General features: G+C 70.4%; 15 protein-coding genes. 7 read left to right on the plus strand and 8 right to left on the minus strand.

Translation table 11 applies throughout. From position 1 onward, the window contains the following. Nucleotides 1–112: 112 nt before the first annotated feature. Nucleotides 113–979: a class I SAM-dependent methyltransferase gene (locus OG300_RS25215; RefSeq protein ID WP_405485513.1), complete on the minus strand. Its 867-nt coding sequence runs from the start codon at nt 977–979 to the stop codon at nt 113–115. A gap of 330 nt (nt 980–1,309) precedes the next feature. On the opposite strand from OG300_RS25215, the gene OG300_RS25220 reads away from it, so the two are divergent. Continuing rightward, nucleotides 1,310–4,978: an AAA domain-containing protein gene (locus OG300_RS25220; protein ID WP_405485514.1), complete on the plus strand. Its 3,669-nt coding sequence runs from the start codon at nt 1,310–1,312 to the stop codon at nt 4,976–4,978. A 46-nt stretch (nt 4,979–5,024) separates the two neighbouring features. On the opposite strand, the gene OG300_RS25225 is transcribed toward OG300_RS25220, so the two are convergent. Further along, nucleotides 5,025–6,200, minus strand: a complete 1,176-nt coding sequence (locus OG300_RS25225; RefSeq protein ID WP_405485515.1) for an amino acid deaminase/aldolase — start codon at nt 6,198–6,200, stop codon at nt 5,025–5,027. A 76-nt stretch (nt 6,201–6,276) separates the two neighbouring features. Beyond that, the gene (locus tag OG300_RS25230) at nt 6,277–6,759 is read right to left on the minus strand and encodes a TetR family transcriptional regulator (RefSeq protein ID WP_405485516.1); all 483 of its coding nucleotides are present in this window, start codon (nt 6,757–6,759) and stop codon (nt 6,277–6,279) included. A 492-nt stretch (nt 6,760–7,251) separates the two neighbouring features. Between OG300_RS25230 and OG300_RS25235 the strand changes: the two genes are divergently transcribed. Further along, nucleotides 7,252–7,986: a tyrosine-protein phosphatase gene (locus tag OG300_RS25235; protein ID WP_405485517.1), complete on the plus strand. Its 735-nt coding sequence runs from the start codon at nt 7,252–7,254 to the stop codon at nt 7,984–7,986. 35 nt (nt 7,987–8,021) lie between these two features. Here the strand turns inward: OG300_RS25235 and OG300_RS25240 are convergent, their stop codons facing one another. Together OG300_RS25240 and OG300_RS25245 are read right to left on the minus strand one after the other, a co-directional pair. Beyond that, nucleotides 8,022–9,260 carry a class I adenylate-forming enzyme family protein gene (locus OG300_RS25240; protein ID WP_405485518.1) on the minus strand — a complete coding sequence of 413 codons (1,239 nt, stop codon included), beginning with the start codon at nt 9,258–9,260 and terminating at the stop codon, nt 8,022–8,024. 319 nt (nt 9,261–9,579) lie between these two features. Next, the gene (locus OG300_RS25245; protein ID WP_405485519.1) at nt 9,580–10,374 is read right to left on the minus strand and encodes an enoyl-CoA hydratase/isomerase family protein; all 795 of its coding nucleotides are present in this window, start codon (nt 10,372–10,374) and stop codon (nt 9,580–9,582) included. Nucleotides 10,375–10,467: 93 nt separating this feature from the next. Here OG300_RS25245 and OG300_RS25250 point away from each other — a divergent pair, with 93 nt between their 5' ends. Beyond that, entirely contained in the window at nt 10,468–11,493 is a 1,026-nt protein-coding gene (locus OG300_RS25250) for a glutathione S-transferase family protein (protein ID WP_405485520.1), read from the plus strand. A gap of 3 nt (nt 11,494–11,496) precedes the next feature. Here OG300_RS25250 and OG300_RS25255 read toward each other — a convergent pair whose 3' ends face one another. Continuing rightward, entirely contained in the window at nt 11,497–11,919 is a 423-nt protein-coding gene (locus OG300_RS25255) for a VOC family protein (protein WP_405485521.1), read from the minus strand. A gap of 5 nt (nt 11,920–11,924) precedes the next feature. Further along, nucleotides 11,925–12,764 carry a helix-turn-helix domain-containing protein gene (locus OG300_RS25260; RefSeq protein WP_405485522.1) on the minus strand — a complete coding sequence of 280 codons (840 nt, stop codon included), beginning with the start codon at nt 12,762–12,764 and terminating at the stop codon, nt 11,925–11,927. Between the two features lie 172 nt (nt 12,765–12,936). Between OG300_RS25260 and OG300_RS25265 the strand changes: the two genes are divergently transcribed. From OG300_RS25265 to OG300_RS25275, 3 genes are all read left to right on the plus strand, one after another. Next, nucleotides 12,937–13,653: a hypothetical protein gene (locus OG300_RS25265; RefSeq protein WP_405485523.1), complete on the plus strand. Its 717-nt coding sequence runs from the start codon at nt 12,937–12,939 to the stop codon at nt 13,651–13,653. After that, nucleotides 13,650–14,633 (plus strand): ABC transporter ATP-binding protein, encoded by a 984-nt coding sequence (locus OG300_RS25270; RefSeq protein ID WP_405485524.1) that lies wholly within the window; start codon nt 13,650–13,652, stop codon nt 14,631–14,633. The genes OG300_RS25265 and OG300_RS25270 overlap by 4 nt, the downstream gene beginning before the upstream one ends. A gap of 109 nt (nt 14,634–14,742) precedes the next feature. Continuing rightward, entirely contained in the window at nt 14,743–15,531 is a 789-nt protein-coding gene (locus OG300_RS25275; RefSeq protein ID WP_405485525.1) for a hypothetical protein, read from the plus strand. A 9-nt stretch (nt 15,532–15,540) separates the two neighbouring features. Here OG300_RS25275 and OG300_RS25280 read toward each other — a convergent pair whose 3' ends face one another. Next, nucleotides 15,541–16,080, minus strand: a complete 540-nt coding sequence (locus OG300_RS25280) for a VOC family protein (protein ID WP_405485526.1) — start codon at nt 16,078–16,080, stop codon at nt 15,541–15,543. Between the two features lie 183 nt (nt 16,081–16,263). On the opposite strand from OG300_RS25280, the gene OG300_RS25285 reads away from it, so the two are divergent. Next, nucleotides 16,264–19,980: an ABC transporter ATP-binding protein gene (locus tag OG300_RS25285; RefSeq protein ID WP_405485527.1), complete on the plus strand. Its 3,717-nt coding sequence runs from the start codon at nt 16,264–16,266 to the stop codon at nt 19,978–19,980. The last annotated feature ends 15 nt before the right edge of the window (nt 19,981–19,995 follow it).

Here is a 19,995-nt window from a genome sequence, read left to right on the forward strand (position 1 = left end):
CGAACCCGCGAGTAGGACGAACCGGTTGGCACCGGACCGGATTCGGGCAGGTCGATCGCACTTTGTGAGACCGGACCGAACCAAGCATCCGACGCCGTCGAGTGTGATCGGGTCAGGCCCGGTGGGTCACCGCGCGGACCAACCGTGGACCGGGGCGGTCGGCCGGTGACGGGTCGCCGAGGTAGCGGGCGGCGACCGCGCCCGCGCTCAGGTCCTCGGCGGCGGTGAATCCGGCCGCGGCCAATCTCGCGGCCATTTGGTCAGGGGTGAAGTAGCTGATCCAGCGTTCGCCGATGGCGGCCAGGCGACGTTCGCGGACCTCGACCGCCGCGCGCTGTTCGGCGGTGACCGCGGTGAACGGGACGCCGTAGTCGAGGACCAGTTCGGTGCCGGGCCCGAGCCCGCCGAGAGTGCCCAGGGTGGCGTCGATGGCCTCACCGGTCAGGTACACGGTGACGCCCAGCCACATCACGTAGGCGGGCTGCTCCGGGTTCACGTCACCGGCGGCCAGCACCTGGGCGAGGGTGTCGCGCTCGAAGTCGGCGGCCAGGTAGGAGACGGTGCCGGGGATCTCGATACCGGTGTCGGCCAGACGCTTTCGCTTCCAGACCTGGGTGTCGGGGTGGTCGATCTCGAAGACGCGCAGACCCGGATGCGGGTTGCGGTAGGCGAAGGTGTCCAGGCCCGCGCCGAGGATCAGCAGCTGGCGGATGCCCGCGCGGTAGGCGTCGGCGAGGCGGTCCTCGGCGTAGCGGGAGCGGGCCGCGATGAACATGCGCATGCGGCGGCGCGCGTCCTCGTCGAGGTAGTCACCGGCCTGCGTGCGGGCGCCGGTGAGCCCGCCCTGCGGGTCGTTGTCGGGCTCGACGACCGCGATGGCGAGCGGGTCGGCGAAGACCCGGGCGGCGTCGAGGCGTTGATGGTCGGCCCGGTAGCGGGCGGCGCCGAGGGCGGTTCGGCTGGGTCCACCGTTCTGCACGTGGGACTCCCTTCTTCTCCCCCACCCTATTAGGCGACACGCCGGAATCGCGAGGCGATTTCTCATCGTCGACCGGCCGCACTCCGGCGGGTGCCCGCACCGGCGGACGCGAGTCGTGTTGTCCCCCAACATCGCCCGCGAAACCGCGCTGACGTGCGACGGTTTCCCGGCATCCCGGGGTGGGCGACGGGTGCACCTGGCAACACACCGCGCGCCCACCAGTCACTACGCTATGGCGCGACTCGGCCACGCAACGACGCCCCGGCCGGGTGCGGGTGTCGGCGGCGAGACACAGGAGGGCCGCGGTTGATTCTGTTCGGTGATCGTGTCGTGTGCAGCACCGGTGACCTGGTGTCGGCCGCGCGCTGCGAGTTCGCGCTGCTGCGCGCACTCGACGCCGAAGTGGGCCTGGTGTCCGCGCCCGAGCCCGCGTCCAACGGCAGCCACGCCCGTACCTCCGACCCGCGCCCCGGGGATCCCGTCGACTACCGGTTCGCGGATCGGATCGAGCAGCGGCTGGCGGATCTGCGCGACCGCTGGGGTGCCGGTGTCGTCCGCGTGCGGCTCCCCCGCCCCGTTCTCACCGCCCTGGACGAGTCGCGGGAACTGAGCGAGGACGCGCAGCGCGATGCCGTCGCGGCGGTGCGCGCCGCCCACGAGCAGACCCTCGCGGCCCTGCGCGCGAACGCCGACGCGGTGGCGGGCGCGGTGGTGCTGGACGGCGACTTCGCGGCCCGCTGCGACTTCCTGCTGCGCGATCACGCGCCCGAGACCCACGACTACCTGACCGCCGGGGTGGCGACCCGCACCGGCGGCATCGACACCCTGCTGTCGCTGGCGGCCACCGCGGAGGCCCTGCGGCACAATGGTTTCCAGTCCGCCCCGCACGCCCGCCTATGGCAGGACGGCGCGCCCGCCACCCACACCCTCGCCGACGCGGCCGTGGTGTACCGGGCCCGGCGCGCACGGCTGGACCTGATCGTCGAGACCAAGCTCGGCGAACTGCTGCCGGTGCAGTGGGGCGACCGCCGCTTCCTGGCCTGCGGCCACTGCCCCACCTGCGTCGCCGAACTCGAATCCCGGCGCGACCTGCTGCTGGTGGCCGGCATGCGGCCCGCCACCCGCGCTCACCTCCGCGATGCCGGAGTCACCACCCTGGATCGCCTCGCCGTCTCCGAGGCCGCCGTCTCCGGTGTCCCGGCCCCCGCGCTGACCGTGCTGCGCCGCCAAGCCGAACTGCAGATCCTGCGCGAGCGCACCGCCCGCCCCGTGCACGCGCTCGTCGACGCCGCCGCCCTCTCGGCGCTGCCCGCACCCACCGCGGGCGACCTGTTCGTCAGCGTGATCCCGGCCCCGCACGACAGTGAAAGCTACTCCGCGCCCGGCGATCTCATCGTCAACATCCGGGTGGCGGGTGGCGGTTCCGGCCGGTTCGGCAGCCGCGAACAGCGGCCGGCCACCGAGCACCGCGGCACCGGCGAAACGTACGGCGGTACCGACTCGCGCCCCGCGGCGGCCGAGGAAGTCCGGATCGCGACCGACTCCGCCGCGGACCATCGCGACCCGGACGGCGCTCGTGGCGAATCCGGCACGGCGGCAACGACTTCGGCCCAGACCGGCGAGCCGGCCGGATGCACCGTGATGTCGGCCGCCGAGGCGCCCGGCCCGGACGTGTCCACCGTTTCGCTCGGTTTCGTCCCCGCCCCCGCGCTGCCTCGCTCCGCGAAGACGGTGCGCACCTTCGTGATTCGTGCCCGACGCGCGCTCGGCGACCGCACCGGCAGCCGTCCGCCGCAGCCGCGCGACGACGCGGACGCCCTGCTGGAATTCCTGACCGCGCAGCAGCGGGAGTGTCCGGATCTGCGCATCCACCACTATCGCGGGAACCTGCGCTCACTGCTCAACGGCATCGGCGAACGCGACAGCGAGGGTGAGGACGTGGTGGCCGAGCTGCTGCCCGCCGTCGCCGATCTGTACCCGGTGGTGCGGGCGGCGCTGGTGGTCGGGGAACGCTCCTACGATCTGCATCAGCTGCCGCCGAATCAGGAGGAGTCCGAGCACGGCGCGGAAGCCGTACTGCGCCTGCGGGATTGGCTGCTGGACCTGGCCGCCCAGCACGGGGTGCGGCCCGCGCGACGCTGGTCCTACGACTACACCGAGACCGGCCCCGACGAAATCGAGGCCGCCCTGCGGGAATTCGCCGAGGGCGAGGACCCCGACCGCGGCGACGCGCAGGTGGCGGCCGGGCTCACCGCCGCGGCCCTCGGCTATCACCGGCGCGAACGACGGCCGCTGCGCTGGGCGCACGACGACCGCCTCGACCATCCGGTCGCCGAATGGGCCGACACCGCAGGGGTATTGGTCGCCGACGCCGGATCGGTGGACACCGACTGGCATCTGGCCGGGCAGCTGCCGATGCGCCGCTACCTGACACTCACCGGGCGGCTCGGCACCGGCAGCACGCCCCCGCCCGGCACCCCGGTGCTCACCCTCTACGACCGGCCGGTGCCCGGCATGATCGCCGCGCCCGGGCAGCGCGCGATCGCCGCCGCGACCGTGCTGGGCTGCGCGCTGGACAACACCTTCGAGGACGCCGTCCGGATCGTGGAGATGCTGCCGGAGGGCTGCGAACCGTACGCCGAACTGCCCACCGCGATGGCCCCCTGCCCGCCCGCACAGCACGTGCGGCTCACGGAAGCCTTGGAGGACACCGCACATCAGCTGCTGGTGACCCTGCCGCAGGTGCCCGAGGCGGCGGTGTTCGACATCCTGTGCCGTCGCCCGCCGCGACTGCGCTCCGGCACCGCGCTGCCGGAGGTGTTCGGCGATCACGCGGCCGCGGTCACCGCCGCCGTGCTGCAACTCGCCGATTCCTATGTGGCCGTGCAGGGTCCGCCCGGCACCGGCAAGACCGACACCACCGCCCGCGCCGTCGAACGACTGGTGACCCGCCACCGGTGGCGGGTCGGTGTGGTGGCGCGCTCGCATCACGTGGTCGAGCATGTGCTGGACGCGGTGGTGCAGGTCGGCGTGCTGCCGGAGTTGGTGGCCAAGTCCGATGCCCGCTCGGTGGCTCCGGAGTGGCTGCCCATCGAGCCCGGCCGCTACCCGCGCTTCCTGGACAATGCCGTGAACGGCTGTGTGGTGGGCGGACTCTCGGGCGATTTCGCCGATCCCGAACGCATCGGGCGGGCGAGCCTGGACCTGCTGGTGATCCTCGACGCCGGGAAGTTCCCGCTGGCCGAGGCGATGGCGGTGGCCGTGTCGGCCCGCAATCTGCTGCTGGTCGGCGATCCGGCGCCGCCGTCGGCGCGCGGCACCCATCCGGAACCGATCACCGAATCGGTGCTGGGCCGCCTGCTCGGCGCGCACCGCACCCTGCCCGCCGCGCACGGCTACTTCCTGGACCGCACCTGGCGCATGCATCCGCGCATGTGCGGCCCGATCTCGCGGCTGCGCTACGACAATCGGCTGCGCTCCAACGAAACCGTCACCCTGGCACGCGAACTCGACGGCATCCCGCCGGGCGTGCAGACGATCGCGGTCGAGCATCACGGCAACGGCACCGAATCCGCCGAGGAGGCAAGAGAGATCGTCCGGCAGGTGCGCACCCTGCTCGGGCTGCCCTGGCACACCGGCGCGGTCACCCGCCGCCTGCACCCGCACGACATCCTGGTGGTCGCGCCGTATCACGCACAGGTGGCGCGCATCCGAACCCTGTTGTCGCGGGCCCGGATCGAGGACGTGCTGGTCGGCACGCCCGATCATTTCCAGGGTCGCGAGGCGGCCGTGGTGCTGGTGTCGATGACCACCTCGGCGCCCGACAACGCCCCGCACGGCATCGGCTCGCTGCTGTCGCGGTACTGGCTCACCGCCGCCATCTCGCGGGCCATGTGGTCGGCGATCATCGTGCGGTCACCGCTGCTGACCGAATACCTGCCCGCCACGTCGGCGGAGCTGCACGATCTGGCGGCCGTGCTGCAACTCGATCGGGTCTGAGCCGCACCGGTTTTCGGGCAGCGAAGGACGTCGGGCTACTGGCCGATCAGCCGAAGCACTGGCCTTCGCCACGATAGGTGGGCACGGTGGTGCGAGCGCCGTTGTCGACCAGCTGCACGTCGGTGAAGCGCTCGCAGAGTTCACCGGCCTTGGCGTGCCGGAACCACACGCGGTCACCGATGTTCAGCCCGTCGGCATGCGTGAGCGGGGTCTGAACTTCGCCCGCCCCTTCGGTGCCGATCAGCTTCAAACCCTTGGGCCACACCGGTTTCGGCACCCGCGTGGCACCGGCCGGGCCGGAGGCGATGTAGCCGCCGGAGAAGACGGTGGCGATGCCCGGGGCCGGATGCCGCAGCACCGGCAGCGCGAAGTACATCGACGGGCGCGGCGCGAGATTGCGGTAGCCGTCGAACAGGGTCGGCAGGTACAGCCCGGATCCGGCGGTCACCTCGGTGACATTCGGATCGGCAATGCTGACCTCGATGGATCCGGTGCCGCCGCTGTTGACGATCTCGAGTTCGCCGACGGCCGCGCGTACCGCCTCCACCACCATCCGGCGGCGCTTGCCGATCTCGGCGGCGGACGCCTTCTTCACCAGGCGCACAGCGAGATTGGTGTCGGGCAGGCCCGCGATCTGCGCCTCGTAGGTCATCACGCCGACGACGCGGAAACCGCGGCGCTCGGCCTCGGCGGCCACGGTGGCGGCCTGCTCGGGCGTGCGGATCGGTGAGCGGCGCACACCGAGGTGCAGCGGGCCGATCCGCAGCGAGGCGTCCACGTCGACACACACTCGGGGAGCGGCCTTTTCGCTGCCGAGGGCGGCGCGAACGAAGGACAGTTGATCGACGTCGTCGATCATCAGGGTGATGGAGTCCAGCAGCAGCGGGTCGGCGGCCAGCGTCGCGAGCGCGTGGCGATCGGCGGTGGGATAGCCGAGCAGCACGTCGCGGGCCCCCTGGCGCACCAGCCAGATGGCTTCGGCCAGTGAGTAACCCATGATTCCGGCGAAGCCGCCGGCGGCGGTGAGCCCGCTGCCGAGCACCTCTTCGAGGACCGCGCGGCAGCGCACGGATTTACTGGCCACCCGGATCGGGATGCCGCGCGCGCGGCGCACCAGATCGGCGGCATTGGCGCGCAGGGCGGCGAGGTCCACGGCGGCCAGCGGCGGGTCGAGGTCGGCCGTGGCAGCGTGCAATGCGGTGATCGTCGACGAATCCGTCACGCCTTCATTCGATCACTTATTTGGTCACCCGTCCAGTATTGCGACGGTTATTTCTTCGACCGGGTTCGGCGGCGGCTCAGGCGCCCTCCACCGCCTTCGTGGACAGGTACGAGACCAGGTCGTCGAGCACGACGAGTGAGATCTCGTCGTCGCAGTCGGCCAGCCAGCGCAGCACCATGCCCTGAATGACCGCCAGCAGATAGGCGGCGATGGCATCCACCGGCTCCAGCCACTGGGTTCCGGAGCGGCGCGCGCACAGCTCCAGGAAGGCCGTCACATCGGCGTCGAGATTGCGGAACATGGCCGTGGCCACCGGATCGGGTACACAGGCGGCCTGGTTCTCCCAGCGTTGCCGCAATAGCGCCAGGGTGGATTCATAGGCGCGAATCTGCTTGTCCGGTGAGGCTTTCAAGATCGGCCACAACGTACTGACACCCGCGTGCAGCAGGATTCGCAAAGCACGACTACCACCGAAGTCGAGCGATCCGGCCGTTTTCTCGATGGCCTCGATCATGGCCGGACGTAGTCCGACCTGGGTGATTTCTCCACTTGCGCTCAACGACGACTCCCTTTGGCGAAAGAACTCGCGCACCTCGCCTGCGCGGCTCGCTCAACGGGCTGCAGATCAGCGCTGATCTTCCCAGCAGGACAAGACAAGGCGTACCCGTTCAACGGGTATCAATGCTACGTCGTTTTCTGGCTTCGCAACCAGCTTTGTTGGCCAGTTCCGTACCTGAAGATTGTTTTGTTACCTAATCGGAACAGGGCCGCGATCGAATAGGAACGACCGAATTGCAGTATCGCCCGGTAAAGACAACATTAGGACCGTGCGGTATTTTACGGAGCTCACACTCGGCAAAGACAGCGACTGTGCGGGAGGACACACAATCCGTCCGGCCGCTCCCGCGTTGCGGCCTTCGAATCGCACGATCGAGATTCCGGCCGCCGATCCGGCGCCACCGTCCCACTGAGCGGGGCAATCGCCCGGAATTCGCCGGTTCGATCCAACGACGACACCATCGAGACACCCGCCCGGCTATAGCCTGAGCGGGTGACTTCAGCGCGCCACGACCAACTCCAGATCTCCGGCACCTTCAACTTCCGTGATGTGGGCGGCGCCCGCACCACCGCGGGATCCACGGTCCGCGACGGCGTGTTGCTACGGTCCGCCCAGCTCAGCCGCCTCGATGAGAACGGCATCGCGACCCTCGCCGAGCTCGGCCTCACCGACATCCACGACCTGCGCGGCTACAAGGAGATCGACTTCATCGGCCACGACGTGGTCCCGGACGGGGTGCGGCTGCACGTCACCCCCTTCGACCCCAACATCGGCGAGACCCCGCCGCACGAGGCCCGCCGCCACACCACCGCCGCCAGCCACATGGTCGGCGTCTACCGCGCCTTCCCGGCCATGCCCGAGGCGCACGCCGCCATCAAGGCCCTCGCCGACTCGATGCTGAAGGGCACCGCCCTGGTGCACTGCGCCGCGGGCAAGGACCGCACCGGCTGGGCCGTCGCGACCCTGCTGCGTGCCGTGGACGTCACCGAGGAAGACATCTACGCCGACTACCTGCTCAGCAACGACGCCGTCCCGACGCTGCGCTCCTTCATGACCGAGGAGTCGAACGAGGAGCTCTCCGACGATCTGCTCGGCGTGCGCCCGGAGTACCTGGAGTCGGCCACCGCCTCCATGCTCGAGATGTACGGCGACATCGAGGGCTATCTGGCCGAGGTCGGCATCGATCCCGAACAGCGCGCGGCGCTGCGGACCCGACTGGTCGGCTGAGGCGATCACTCGAAACGGCTGCCCGGCAACCTGATTCAGGTGGCCGGAGCCTGCCGGACCAGCCCGTTGCCGTCGATGCTGACCTGATTGCCGGTGCGGAACCAGGCACCGGTGAAGTTGGATTCGGTGGTCTGCGGGTCGTTCCAGTAGCGGCGGGTGACATTGGGCCCGCGGCACAGCAGTTCGCCGTGACCGGTGGCGGCGTGCGGGCCGCAGAGCGCGAGTTCGGTTCCGCCGAAAGCGAATCCGAGCACATCGCGGGCGGCGGAATCGTCGTCGCGGGCCAGTCCGATGCCGGAGGTCTCGGTCGCGCCCCACACCGACCACTGCCGCGCCGACGGGAACACCTCGCGCAGCGTGTCGGACACCGAGTCCACCGCGGCCGGTCCTGCGGCGGCCAGCTCGGCGCGATGGCCCGCGCTGCACAGCTGCCGCACCTGCTCCACGCGCAGCCCGGCCAGCTCCGGCAGCAGCCCCGCAAAGATGCGCGGGGTCGCCGAGACCATGTCGATGCGTTCGGCCACCAGGGTTTCCGGCACCGCGGCCGGGTCGGGGGCCAGCACCACGGTGCCGCCCACCGCGAAGGTCGGCAGCAGCTGATCGACGCAGCCGCTGGCGTGTGCGAGCGGCGCGAGGACCAGATTGCGCAGGCCGTCACCGGGCAGGCTCAGCGCACCGGTCATCGAGCAGATCGCGGACAGCAGGTTCTCGTTGGTGAGTTCGACTCCGCGCGGGCCGGTTTCGGAACCCGGGCTGGTGTAGCAGAGCAGGGCGAGTTCGCCCAGGGACGCGCCGTCGTCGATGAAGGCCGCGCCGTCGGGCAGCGGACCCCGGTAGCCGGCCGCCCGGCCGCCGCCGTCGAGGATGAAATCGGTACTGGCATCGCGCAGTACGCGATCGGCGACCGCGTCGGGCAGGCCGTCGTGCACCAGCACCGGCACCGCACCGGAGAGCAGCGCGCCCAGGAACGCCTGCACCCAGCGCGCGCCGACGGGCATCCGCACCGCCACCCGGTCGCCGTAACCGATGCCGTGCTCCTGCAGTCCGCCCGCGATCCGCGAGGCCGAGTACCAGAGTTCGCGATAGGTGAGCCGGGGGCCGCCGATCTCGACGACCGCCTCGCGCGCGGCATGGGTGTGCACCTGGATGTCCAGGAGTTCGGTGAGCGCGGGGGTGAGGTTGCCGTAGCGCAGGACGCCGTCCGCGCCGCGCGCAAGGGGGTTGTCGCACCGGCCGTTTCGCGAGTGCGGATATTCCACGAGTAACTGCGACATCGTCCCTCCGAGTGCCTCGAAGCCCTGCCAGGCATGAGTGACTATATGATGCAGATCACAGACTTGGGCGGATTGTCGGCAAACGGTTGTCAGGCTTTGACCCCGGAGAAACAGATCGTTACCCCGTGCAGCCGGGGTTCCCCCGACCGAACCTGCGGAAACGTCGGATTCGGCGTGCGTTTCGCATTACGGCGCCGAGATTCGCGGCCGGACAGTCTCGTTCCACCCCCGCAATACCCCCGTGCAGGTAGGGGGCTCGACACGCCCGGAGACCGGTCGCCACGCCCGAAGCCGGGTGCGGCGACCGTCCGGTTGCCGCCTACTTGCCTGTGTACGTGGCCTTTCCGGGACCGACCTCGAGGAAGCTCCGCACCGCGTTCTTCAGGTCTTCGGTGCCGAACAGTTGCCCGGATACCTCCGAGGTGATCGAATCCGCGTGCGCCACACCGCCGGAGCGCCAGCCCTCGATGATCTGCTTGGTGGCCGCGTGCGCCTTGGTCGGGCCGTCGGCGAGCCGGGCCAGCAGCGCGCGGGCCGCGGTGTCGACATCCTCGTGTACCGCGTTCACCACACCCCAGTCGGCCATGGTGGCGGCGTCGTACAGGTCACCGGTCATCACGAACTCGCGGGCGCGCCCGGAGCCCGCGCGCTCGGCCAGCCGCTGCGGGCCGCCCATCGACGGGGTCAGTCCGACCACGGTCTCCACCAGGCCGAACTTGGCCTTGGGCGCGGCCAGGATGATGTCGCAGGCCAGCGCGATCTCGAAGGCCGCGGTCAGGGTCAGCGAGTGGGCCGCGAAGATCACCGGGCAGGGCAGCGCCTCGATCGGATGGATGATGCGGGCGAACAGGTCGCGCCACAGGTCCGCGCCCTGCGCCTCGGACAGGCCGTCGAAGACATGCACGTCGACGCCGCCGGAGACCAGCTTGCCCTCGGCGCGCAGCAGCAGCGCGCGCGGCGGATTCGCGGTCAGCTCGGCGAAATCCACGGCCAGCGCCTCGAACAGGGCCTTGTCGAACAGGTTCAGCGGCGGGTGGGCGATGGTCAGCACCGCCGCCTCCGCTCCCCCGTCGGTGACGATGCGTTCCAGCCGGGTGGGCTTCGAGTCAGTCATGCCGCTGAATCTATTAGGCCGTCGCAATTTGGGACAGACCCGGATGAATGTTCCAAACTCCGGCAGGCCGGAGGACAGGGCAAGATGGACTCCGTGACCACCTCGAAAACCGAGCCGGGCAGCTACGTCGAGCCGGGCGAATTCAAGCGGGACACGAACTACATCACCACGCGGATCACCGCGGACGGGCGCGACGGCTATCCCGTCGAACCCGGCCGCTACCGCCTGGTGGCCGCGCGGGCCTGCCCGTGGGCCAACCGCACCCTCATCGTGCGGCGACTGCTCGGACTGGAATCCGTGCTGTCGCTGGGACTCTGCGGCCCCACCCACGACCAGCGCAGCTGGACCTTCGATCTCGACCCCGGCGAAGTCGATCCGGTGCTGGGCATCCACTTCCTGCGCGACGCCTACCTGAAGCGGTACCCGGACTATCCGCGCGGCATCACCGTGCCCGCCGTGGTGGACGAGCGGACCGGGGAGGTCGTCACCAACGACTACGCGCAGATCACCCTCGACTTCTCCAGCGAGTGGACCGAATACCACCGCGAGGGCGCGCCCGCGTTGTATCCGGAGGATCTGCGCGCCGAGATCGACACCGTCAACAAGCGGGTCTACACCGAGGTCAACAACGGCGTCTATCGCTGCGGCTTCGCGGGCGACCAGGCGGCCTACGACGCCGCCTACGACCGCCTCTTCACCGCGCTGGACTGGCTCAGCGAACGACTCTCGACCCAGCGATACCTGGTGGGCGACACCATCACCGAGGCCGACGTGCGGCTGTTCACCACGCTGGCCCGCTTCGATCCGGTGTATCACGGCCACTTCAAGTGCAACCGCGACAAGCTCACCGAACTGCCCGTGCTGTGGGCCTACGCCCGCGACCTGTTCCAGACCCCCGGCTTCGGTGACACCACCGACTTCGTGCAGATCAAGCAGCACTACTACATCGTGCACACCGACATAAACCCCACCCGGATCGTCCCGAAGGGGCCCGAGCTCGGCAACTGGCTCACCCCGCACGGCCGGGAAGCCTTGGGCGGCAACCCCTTCGGCAAGGGCACCCCGCCCGGGCCGCCGCCGTCCGCCGAACGCGTCCCGGCCGGACACGGGGCGGACTGAGCCTCACGCCGCGCGCTCGCCCCCGTAGGTGCCGAAGCTCCAATAGACGCCTTCGGGGTCGCGGCAGACGAAACCGCGTGACTCGTAATCGGTTTCGTCGGTGAGTTCCTTGGTGATGTTCGCGCCCGCCGCCCGGGCGCGGGCATACAGGGCGTCGGGTTCGGCGGTGACGATGTACACCGAGCCCGCGCCGGGCGGCTGGCAGGCCAGCGCGGAGTCCTCGCGAACACCGCCGAGCATGATCCCGCCGCCGCCCGGCCAGGCGAGTTCGGCGTGCGCGACGGTCTCGCCGTTCTCGTAGCAGGCCACGGTCTCGAAGCCGAAGGCCTGCTCCAGAAAACTGATCGCCGCCTTGGGATCCCGGTAGACCAGGGTCGGCCAGACGACTGTCGTTCCGGTGGGTGCTGAAGTTTTCGAATCGGTCATGGCACTCAGCCTTCCGCGTCGGCCCCCGGCGGGTCTTGGACGAATGGGAACTCCTCGCGCTCGAACCAGACCGACGGCGGCATGCCCGCCAGATCGCGCCATTCGCGGGCCATATGGGCCTGGTCGTAGTAGCCCGCGACGGCCGCCACCTCGGCCAGCACCGGGACCATCGGGTTGCGCAGCATGCGGTGCGAACGTTCGAAACGGGCGATGCGGGCGGCGTCCTTGGGGGTGATGCCGAACTCGGCCTGGAAACGCTGACCGAGATGCCTACGGCTCCAGCCGATCTCCTCGGCGACCGCACCCACCCGCACCGCCGGATCGGGACCCGACAGCAGCGCCCAGGCGTGGGTCAGCTCCGGATCCCAGTGCACCGGATCCACCTGCCGCAGCAGGATCTCGTCGATCACCGCGAAGCGTCGCGGCCAGGTGGGCGCGGATTCCAGGCGCTCACGCAACTCCTTGGCGCGCGGACCCAGCACATCGGCCAGATCCACGATCCAGGAGCCGAGCGCGGCGGCCGGGATGCCGAACAGGGCGCGACAGCCCAGCGGCGTCAACCCCAGCTGCACACCGTGTTGAAACCCGTTGTGCGCGATGGTCGCCGGATTCACCGTCAATCCACTGGCCAGCATCTCCCAGCACCCACCCGCCTGCTCCGGATGCGAGGACACCGGCACCTCGATCGACTCACCGATGGTGATGATCACCGTGAGCACCGACGCGGGCATGCCCACATGCGTGCCGGGTTCGAAGCCGTGCAGCAGGTAGCCCTCGTACCCGAGGACGTATGCGCGCAATCGCGGGTCGGGGATCCCCGACGCGCCTTCGGACACGCCAGCCACACTCTGAGCCTAGGCCGATCTTGTCCGGTATGGGACCCCGCCGCTCACCCCCGCAAGGGACCGTCGGGTCCGGGTTGTCGCTCGTCACGTGCGGAACCGGCGTATCTCGCGAATCGTTGTCCGGGTGCCATAGAGTTCGGAGCGGAAGACCGCACGAGGAGCAGGAGTGTCGATGTTCAAGTCCGGGTTCGAGAAAGCGGTCGTCTCGCTGCTCGAGAACGGGGCGCAGGTGCAGGCTCCGGCAGTCGCCAGATACGTCGAGAAGCTGCGGCAGGGGCATCCCGACGAGTCGCCCGCCCAGATCATCACCCGCATCGAGAAGCTCTACCTCAACACCGTCACCGGCTCCGGCACCGCGGTCGGCGCGACCGCGGCCGTCCCGGGCGTCGGCACCGTGACCGCGCTCGCTGCCATGAGCGCGGAGACCGCGTTCTTCCTGGAGGCTTCCGCGGTGTTCACCCTCGCGGTGGCGTCCGTGCACGGCGTCGCCCCCGAGGACAAGGAACGCCGCCGCGCCCTGGTGCTGGCGGTGGTGCTCGGCGAGAGCGGCATGGAGATCGTGCAGAAGAGCGTCGGGCACTCCGCCAAGAACTGGGGCGGTCTGATGGCCGCCAAGGCTCCCGGCATCAACGCCATGAACGATTCGCTGCTCAAGCAGTTCCTGGTGCGGTTCATCGCCAAGCGCAGCGCGCTCATGGTCGGCAAGATCATTCCGGCCGGAATCGGCGCTGCCATCGGCGGATTCGGCAATCGGGCGCTGGGCCGCAACGTGGTCGACAACGCGCGCAAGGCCTTCGGCGCGCCGCCCGCCTACTGGCCGCAGCCGCTGATCATCGAGGCCGACCCGCTGCCCGCGGTGGAAGCCCCGATCCGCAAGACGCCGCAGTGAGCAGCCGGGCGCTCGCCTTCGCGGTCGGCGGACTGAGCAAGAGCTTCGAAACCGTCACCGCCGTCGACGATGTCAGCTTCGTGGTGCCCGCGGGCAAGATCGCGGCACTGGTCGGCCCGCACGGCGCGGGCAAGACCACGGTGCTGCGCATGCTGCTCGGCCTGCTCACCCCCACCTCCGGCACCGCGAGCGTCGGCGGGCCGGGCTCCGGGGCGCGCGCCGGACGGCAGGTGCTCGGCGCGATGCTGGAACCGCGCGGCCTGCACCCCACCCGCCGGGTGCGGGCGCAGTTGCGTGTATACGCCTGTGCCGCAGGCGTTTCCGACAGCCGAGTCGAGGAGCTGCTGACCCTGGTCCGGCTCGACTCGGTCGCCGATCAGCGCATCGGATCCCTCACCGAGGGCATGCGCACCCGGCTGGCGCTGGCGGTCGCCCTGCTCGGCGAGCCCCCGCTGCTGGTGCTCGACGATCCGGCCGCCGGACTCGACGGACCCGAAACCGCTTGGCTGTTCGAGTATCTGCGCACCCACGCCCGCCGCGGCGGCACCGTGCTGCTCACCTCGCGCACCCTCGCCGCCGTGCTCCCGGTCGCCGACGAGCTCATCGTCCTCGACCGGGGCAGCATCGTCTTCCAGGGCAGTCCCGCCCGGCTGCGCCGCAACCATCCCGATCGCACGCTGGTGAAATCCACCAGCCCGATCGCGCTCGCCACCGCACTGGCCGCGCAGGGCGTCACCGACGCTGTGATGCGCCCCGACGGCCGCCTCGCCATCGCCGAAGTGACTGCGGCCCAACTGGAATCGGCCGCGGCCACCGCGCGCGTGCAGCTCACCGAGGTCGGCGCCGAGCACATCCACCCCGACCAGGTCCTCGCCGCGCTCACCCGCGGCGCGACCCCCGCGCAACCGGCTCCGCCCGCCGCGCCCGGCCAGGTCATCTTCGGCACCGCCGCCCCGGCCCACTACGGGGCCCGGCGGTGACTCTCGACCGGCGCACCGGGCCCGTGCGGAACGGCAAGCGCGCGAAGGTGATTCCGGCGTACCGCTGTGACGGCCACGGACCGGCGAGGTTTCGACGAAAGGACGCTCGATGATCCGCACTGTGCCGCCGGTGGTGGCCCGGGCCGCGAATTCCGAAGTGCGCGCGGTGACTTCGGTGCGGACCAACTGGCTGATCGCCGCGGTGGTGGTGCTGGCCGGGGTGATCGCGTTCACGGCACTCGGGTTCGGATATCAGCCCGGTGTGGGCAAGGAGAACGGATTCAGCGCGGCGGGCGGCTGGGCGGTGCCGCTGGTGGGCACCGCACTGGTGCTGGCGGTGGCCGGGTCCGCCGCCTTCGGCGCGTTGGGGATCGGCTCGGAGTACCGGTACGGGTCGATGGCGCTCGGATCGCTGTACACGCCCGACCGCAATCTGCTGCTCGGCTCGAAACTGGCGGTGGCGGGCGGGTTCTCGCTGGGCACCGTGCTGGTGATGGAGCTGCTCGGCGGGGCCGGCATGCGACTGTCCGGCGGTTCGAAGGTGCCGATGGACGGCGGCTTCGCCGGGGTGCTGATCGGGCTGGCCGTCGCGGCGCTGTGCTGGGGCGTGATCGGCGCGTCCCTCGGCTTCGTGCTGCGGTCGCCGGTGCAGGCGCTGGCCGCGGTGGCCGGACTCGCGATTCTGGAGCCGCTGGTGTGGATCACCGCGCGCGCCATCGGATTCGGCGGCATCGCGGCGATCCTGCCGGTGTCCTCGACGGTGGCCGCGCTCAGTGCCGGGCGCTATGCCAAGAGCAACTTCTTCGCGCCGTCACCGGCCGCCGCGGCGATCCTGCTGCTGTGGGCCGCGGCGGCGGGCGCGGCCGCCTGGTGGTCGCTCACCTCTCGCGAACTCTGAACGCGCGCTTCAGTTTCCGGTCTTACCGGCGAACACCCGCTGCCACACCTCGTGGTCCACTCGCGGGCCGCCGGGGGTGTCGGCGCCGTACTTCTCGATGAGGCCGGGCAGGTCCAGGGGAGCGCTGGGCACCGTCATGGCCGCCAGCTCCGCCTCGACGGCGCTGTCGGGAACCAGCCAGCAGACCTCGAATTCGATGCCGTCGGGGTCGGCGGCGTAGAGCGCCTTGGTGGAGGCGTGATCCGACGCGCCGGTCAGCGCGCCCGCCGCGGTCAGCGCCTCGCGGGCCCGCTGCAATTCGCGCAGCGTGTCCACCTCCCACGCCAGGTGGTAGAGCCCGACCAGGCCGGTGCGATGCGGCACCGACGGATCCGGCGACTGGAACAGGCCCAGATCGTGGTCGTTGGCCGACCCCTCGGCCTGCAGGAACACCGCGCCCGGGAAGCCGCCGGGCAGCTTCCGGAAACCCAGCACGTCGCTGTAGAAGGCGGCCGAACGTTCCACATCGGAGACGAACAGGACGGCGTGGTTGAGGCGCTGAATCGGCATGGCGACTCCGTTTCGACGAGAGGAGGGGTGCGAACCCCAGCCGATCATGCCTCGGCACGGGACACAAGGCGGCGTCCCGGGGAGACTGGATACGGACGGCGGGGAGACTGGACAGCGGTGGCGCGGGGAGCCACCGGCACGGGCGGGAACAAACAGGGGGTGGGGTGATCGTTGTTCAGCGCGATGAGTTCGAGCGATGTGAACGAGGCAATGGTGAAACCGGTGGAGTCGGACGCCGCGCGCGGATGGCTGCGGCGGTTGTGGGAGCGATGTAGGCGGCATCCGTGGATGCTCGCCGGATTGGCCGCGGCCATTGTGCTGGGCGCGGTGGTCGAGGTGACCGGGCCGCTGCTCGCCAAGAAGGCCCTGGACGGCGCTACCGCCGGGAACACCGGCATCATCGCCGCGGTGGCCGGTGGGCTCGCGGTGCTGGCGATCGGGCGGTTCCTGGCTTCCTTCGGCCGCCGCATGCTGGCCGGGCAGCTGGCCCTGGATGTGCAGCACGAACTCCGGGTCGATCTGCTGGGCGCGCTGCAGCGCCTGGACGGGCGCGGACAGGACGCGCTGCGCACCGGGCAGGTGATCTCCCGCTCGATCAGTGACCTGACCCTGGTGCAGGGGTTGCTGTCGATGGGCCCGTGGTCGGCCGTCGCCGCACTGCAATTCGTGCTCGCCGCGGGCGTCATGCTGTGGCTGTCACCGCCGCTGGCGCTGGCCGCGCTGATCGTGGTCCCGGTGCTGGCGCTGGTCGTCTACCGGGTGCGGCCGCGGCTCTACGCGGCCACCTGGTCGGCGCAGCAGCGGGCCGCCGATCTGGCCCAGCATGTCGAGGAGACCGTCACCGGCGTGCGCGTGGTGAAGGGCTTCGGCCAGGAAGCCCGGATGGTCAGCGTGCTGGAGCAGCACGGCCGCAAGCTGTTCGCCGAACGCATGCGGGCCGCCAAGATCGACGCCGGATTCAGCCCTGCGCTGAATGCCATTCCGCAGGCGGGCCTGGTCGCGGTGATCGCGGCGGGCGGATTCCTCGCCTTCCACGGCTCGATCGGGCTGGGCACCTTCCTGGCCTTCGTCTCCTACGTCAGCACCATGACCAACTCCACCCGGATCGTGTCGTACGTGGTGGTGATGGCGCAGCTGACCCGCGCCGCCTCCGAGCGCGTGAACCAGGTCATCGACAGCGCGCCCGCACGCATCGACCCGGAGCATCCGGTGGCGCTGCCGGAGGGTCCGCTCGGCATCGAAATCGATGCCCTCGGTTTCGGTTTCGAGCCGGGGCGCCCGGTGCTGCGCGATCTCGACCTGCGGGTCGCGCCCGGTGAGACGGTGGCCGTCATCGGCCCGGCGGGTTCCGGCAAGTCCACGCTGAGCCTGCTGCTGCCCCGCTTCTACTCCCCCGACTCCGGCCGGATCAGCCTGTACGGCAAGGATTCCCGCGTCGACATCGCCGAGCTGCGCGCCGCCGACCTGCGGTCCGCGATCGGCGTGGTCTTCGACGACGCGTTCCTGCTGTCGGACACCATCGCCGCCAATATCGCCCTGGGTCGTCCCGACGCCACCGAGAAGGAGATCCGCGCCGCCGCCGAACAGGCCGCCGCCGAGGACTTCATCGCCGCCCTGCCCGACGGCTACGACACCGTGGTCGGCGAACGCGGGCTCACCCTCTCCGGCGGTCAGCGCCAGCGCATCGCCCTGGCCCGCGCCCTGCTGTCCAACCCGCGCATCCTGGTCCTCGACGACGCCACCTCCGCGGTGGACGCCGTCACCGAGGCCGCCATCTTCGACGCTCTGCCCACCGATTCCGGTCGCACCACCCTCATCCTGGCGCACCGCGAATCCACCCTGGCGCATGCCGACCGGGTCATCCGCCTGCCCGCCCCGGACGCACTACCGAACGCGATCGACGAGCTGGAGCAGCTGGACGGCGGCCCCACCGCGACCGGCTCACCCGAGCTGCTCGAAACCGGTTCGGCGGCAGCGGGATCGGTCAACGACGAACCGGATCGCGATACGCCGCAAGAAGTTCGGCGGGTGCTGGGGCACCTGCCACCGGCCACCGAACAGCCCCGGATGGACGCGGCGGAGTTGCGGGAGCCCGATCCCGGATTCCGGTTGCTGCGGGCGCTCGGCATGGTGAAGTGGCTGGTCGTCGGGACCATCCTGCTGCTGGCGGTGAACGCCGTTGTCGGCGTGGGCTTCCCGTCGATCGTGCGGTACGCGGTGGACTCCGGGGTCGGCAAACACGATGCCGGAGCACTGGTGTGGGCGACCGCCATGGGCGTCGTGCTGGTGGTCGTGGGCTGGGTGGTGGCCGCGACCTCGCTGGTGTGGAGCAACCGCGCCGGGGAACGGGTGCTGTTCGGGCTGCGGGTGCGCAGCTACGCGCATCTGCAACGGCTCGGACTGGACTTCTACGAGCGAGAACTGTCCGGCCGCATCATGACCCGGATGACCACCGACATCGACGCGCTCTCGACCTTCCTGCAGACCGGCCTGCCCGACGCGCTGATCGCGCTGCTGAGCGTGGTCGGCATCGCGGTGGCGCTGCTGGTGATCGATGTGCACCTGGCGCTGGTGGTGTTCGTGACGCTGCCGCCGCTGCTGCTGGCCACCTGGTGGTTCCGCAAGATCTCCGACTCCGCCTACAGTGCGGCGCGCGAACATTCGGCCACAGTGAATGCCGACTTCGCCGAGAACGTCGCGGGTCTGCGTGCGGTGCAGGCGAATCGGCACGAGGCGGCCTCCGCGGCCCGCTTCGCCGGGTACTCGAACAACTTCCGGGTCAGCCGGATGCGGGCACAGCGCGCCATCGCGCTGTTCTTCGCCTTCGTCGGCATGTGGGCGGATCTGGCGCTGGCGACCGTGGTGTTCACGGGTGCCTGGGCGGTCGCGCACGGCAGCACCTCGCCGGGCACGCTGGTGGCGTTCGTGCTGTACCTGGAGTTGCTGTTCGGCCCGATCATGCAGCTCTCGCAGCTCTTCGACGGCTACCAGCAGGCCCGGGTCGGGTTGCGGCGCATCGGGGAACTGCTGCGCACGAAGTCCTCCATCGCCCCGGATCCGGCCGACGCGGTCCGCATCGAGGACCGCTTGAACGGCGAGGTCGTCTTCGACGACGTCCGCTTCCGGTACTCCGGCGCCCGGGAACCGGCACTCGACGGCGTGAGCCTGAGCATTCCGGCGGGCGGCAGCCTGGCCCTGGTCGGCGAGACCGGCGCGGGCAAGTCGACCATCGTGAAACTGCTGGCCCGGCTCTACGACATGCCGCGGGCCGCTGGTGACGGGAATCACGGCGCAATCACGGTGGACGGCGTGGATATTCGCGACTATCGGCTCACCGAGTTCCGTTCCCGGCTGGGTGTGGTTCCTCAGGAAGCTCACCTGTTCACCGGCGATATCGCCAGCAACATTGCATTCGGGAAACCGGACGCCACCGCCGCGCAGATCCGGGCGGCGGCCGCGGCGGTGGGCGCACTGGAAACCATCACCGCGCTACCGCGCGGAATGCGGCAGGCGGTCGGCGAACGCGGACGCGGTCTCTCGGCCGGGCAGCGGCAGCTCATCGCGCTGGCCCGCGCCGAGCTGGTGGGTCCGGACCTGCTGCTACTGGACGAGGCCACCGCGGTGCTGGACCCGGCCGCCGAGGCATCGGTGCTGGTAGCGAGCGAATCGGTAACGCGCGGGCGAACTTCCGTGATCGTCGCGCACCGGCTGGCGACGGCCGCGCAGGCCGATCGGATCGCCGTCGTGGAGCGCGGCCGCATCACCGAAATCGGAACGCACGAAGAACTGCTGGCGACGCGCGGGGCCTACTCCCGGCTCTGGGCTGCGGCACGGGCGATGGAAGGAATATTCTCGAACGAGGACGAGTCGTCACGCGAGAATGTGTCCGCTCGGTGGTAGCCATGCCCGTTGGTG

This window comes from Nocardia sp. NBC_00511 (assembly GCF_045161165.1).
In the GTDB taxonomy this organism is placed as follows: Bacteria; Actinomycetota; Actinomycetes; order Mycobacteriales; family Mycobacteriaceae; genus Nocardia.

Bases quoted from the DNA above. Each gene is read 5' to 3' on its own strand.
- OG300_RS25240 (WP_405485518.1), bottom strand. From the start codon at position 9,260: ATGTCGCAGTTACTCGTGGAATATCCGCACTCGCGAAACGGCCGGTGC.
- OG300_RS25245 (WP_405485519.1), bottom strand. From the start codon at position 10,374: ATGACTGACTCGAAGCCCACCCGGCTGGAACGCATCGTCACCGACGGG.
- OG300_RS25255 (WP_405485521.1), bottom strand. From the start codon at position 11,919: ATGACCGATTCGAAAACTTCAGCACCCACCGGAACGACAGTCGTCTGG.
- OG300_RS25265 (WP_405485523.1), top strand. From the start codon at position 12,937: ATGTTCAAGTCCGGGTTCGAGAAAGCGGTCGTCTCGCTGCTCGAGAAC.
- OG300_RS25275 (WP_405485525.1), top strand. From the start codon at position 14,743: ATGATCCGCACTGTGCCGCCGGTGGTGGCCCGGGCCGCGAATTCCGAA.
- OG300_RS25280 (WP_405485526.1), bottom strand. From the start codon at position 16,080: ATGCCGATTCAGCGCCTCAACCACGCCGTCCTGTTCGTCTCCGATGTG.
- OG300_RS25285 (WP_405485527.1), top strand. From the start codon at position 16,264: ATGAGTTCGAGCGATGTGAACGAGGCAATGGTGAAACCGGTGGAGTCG.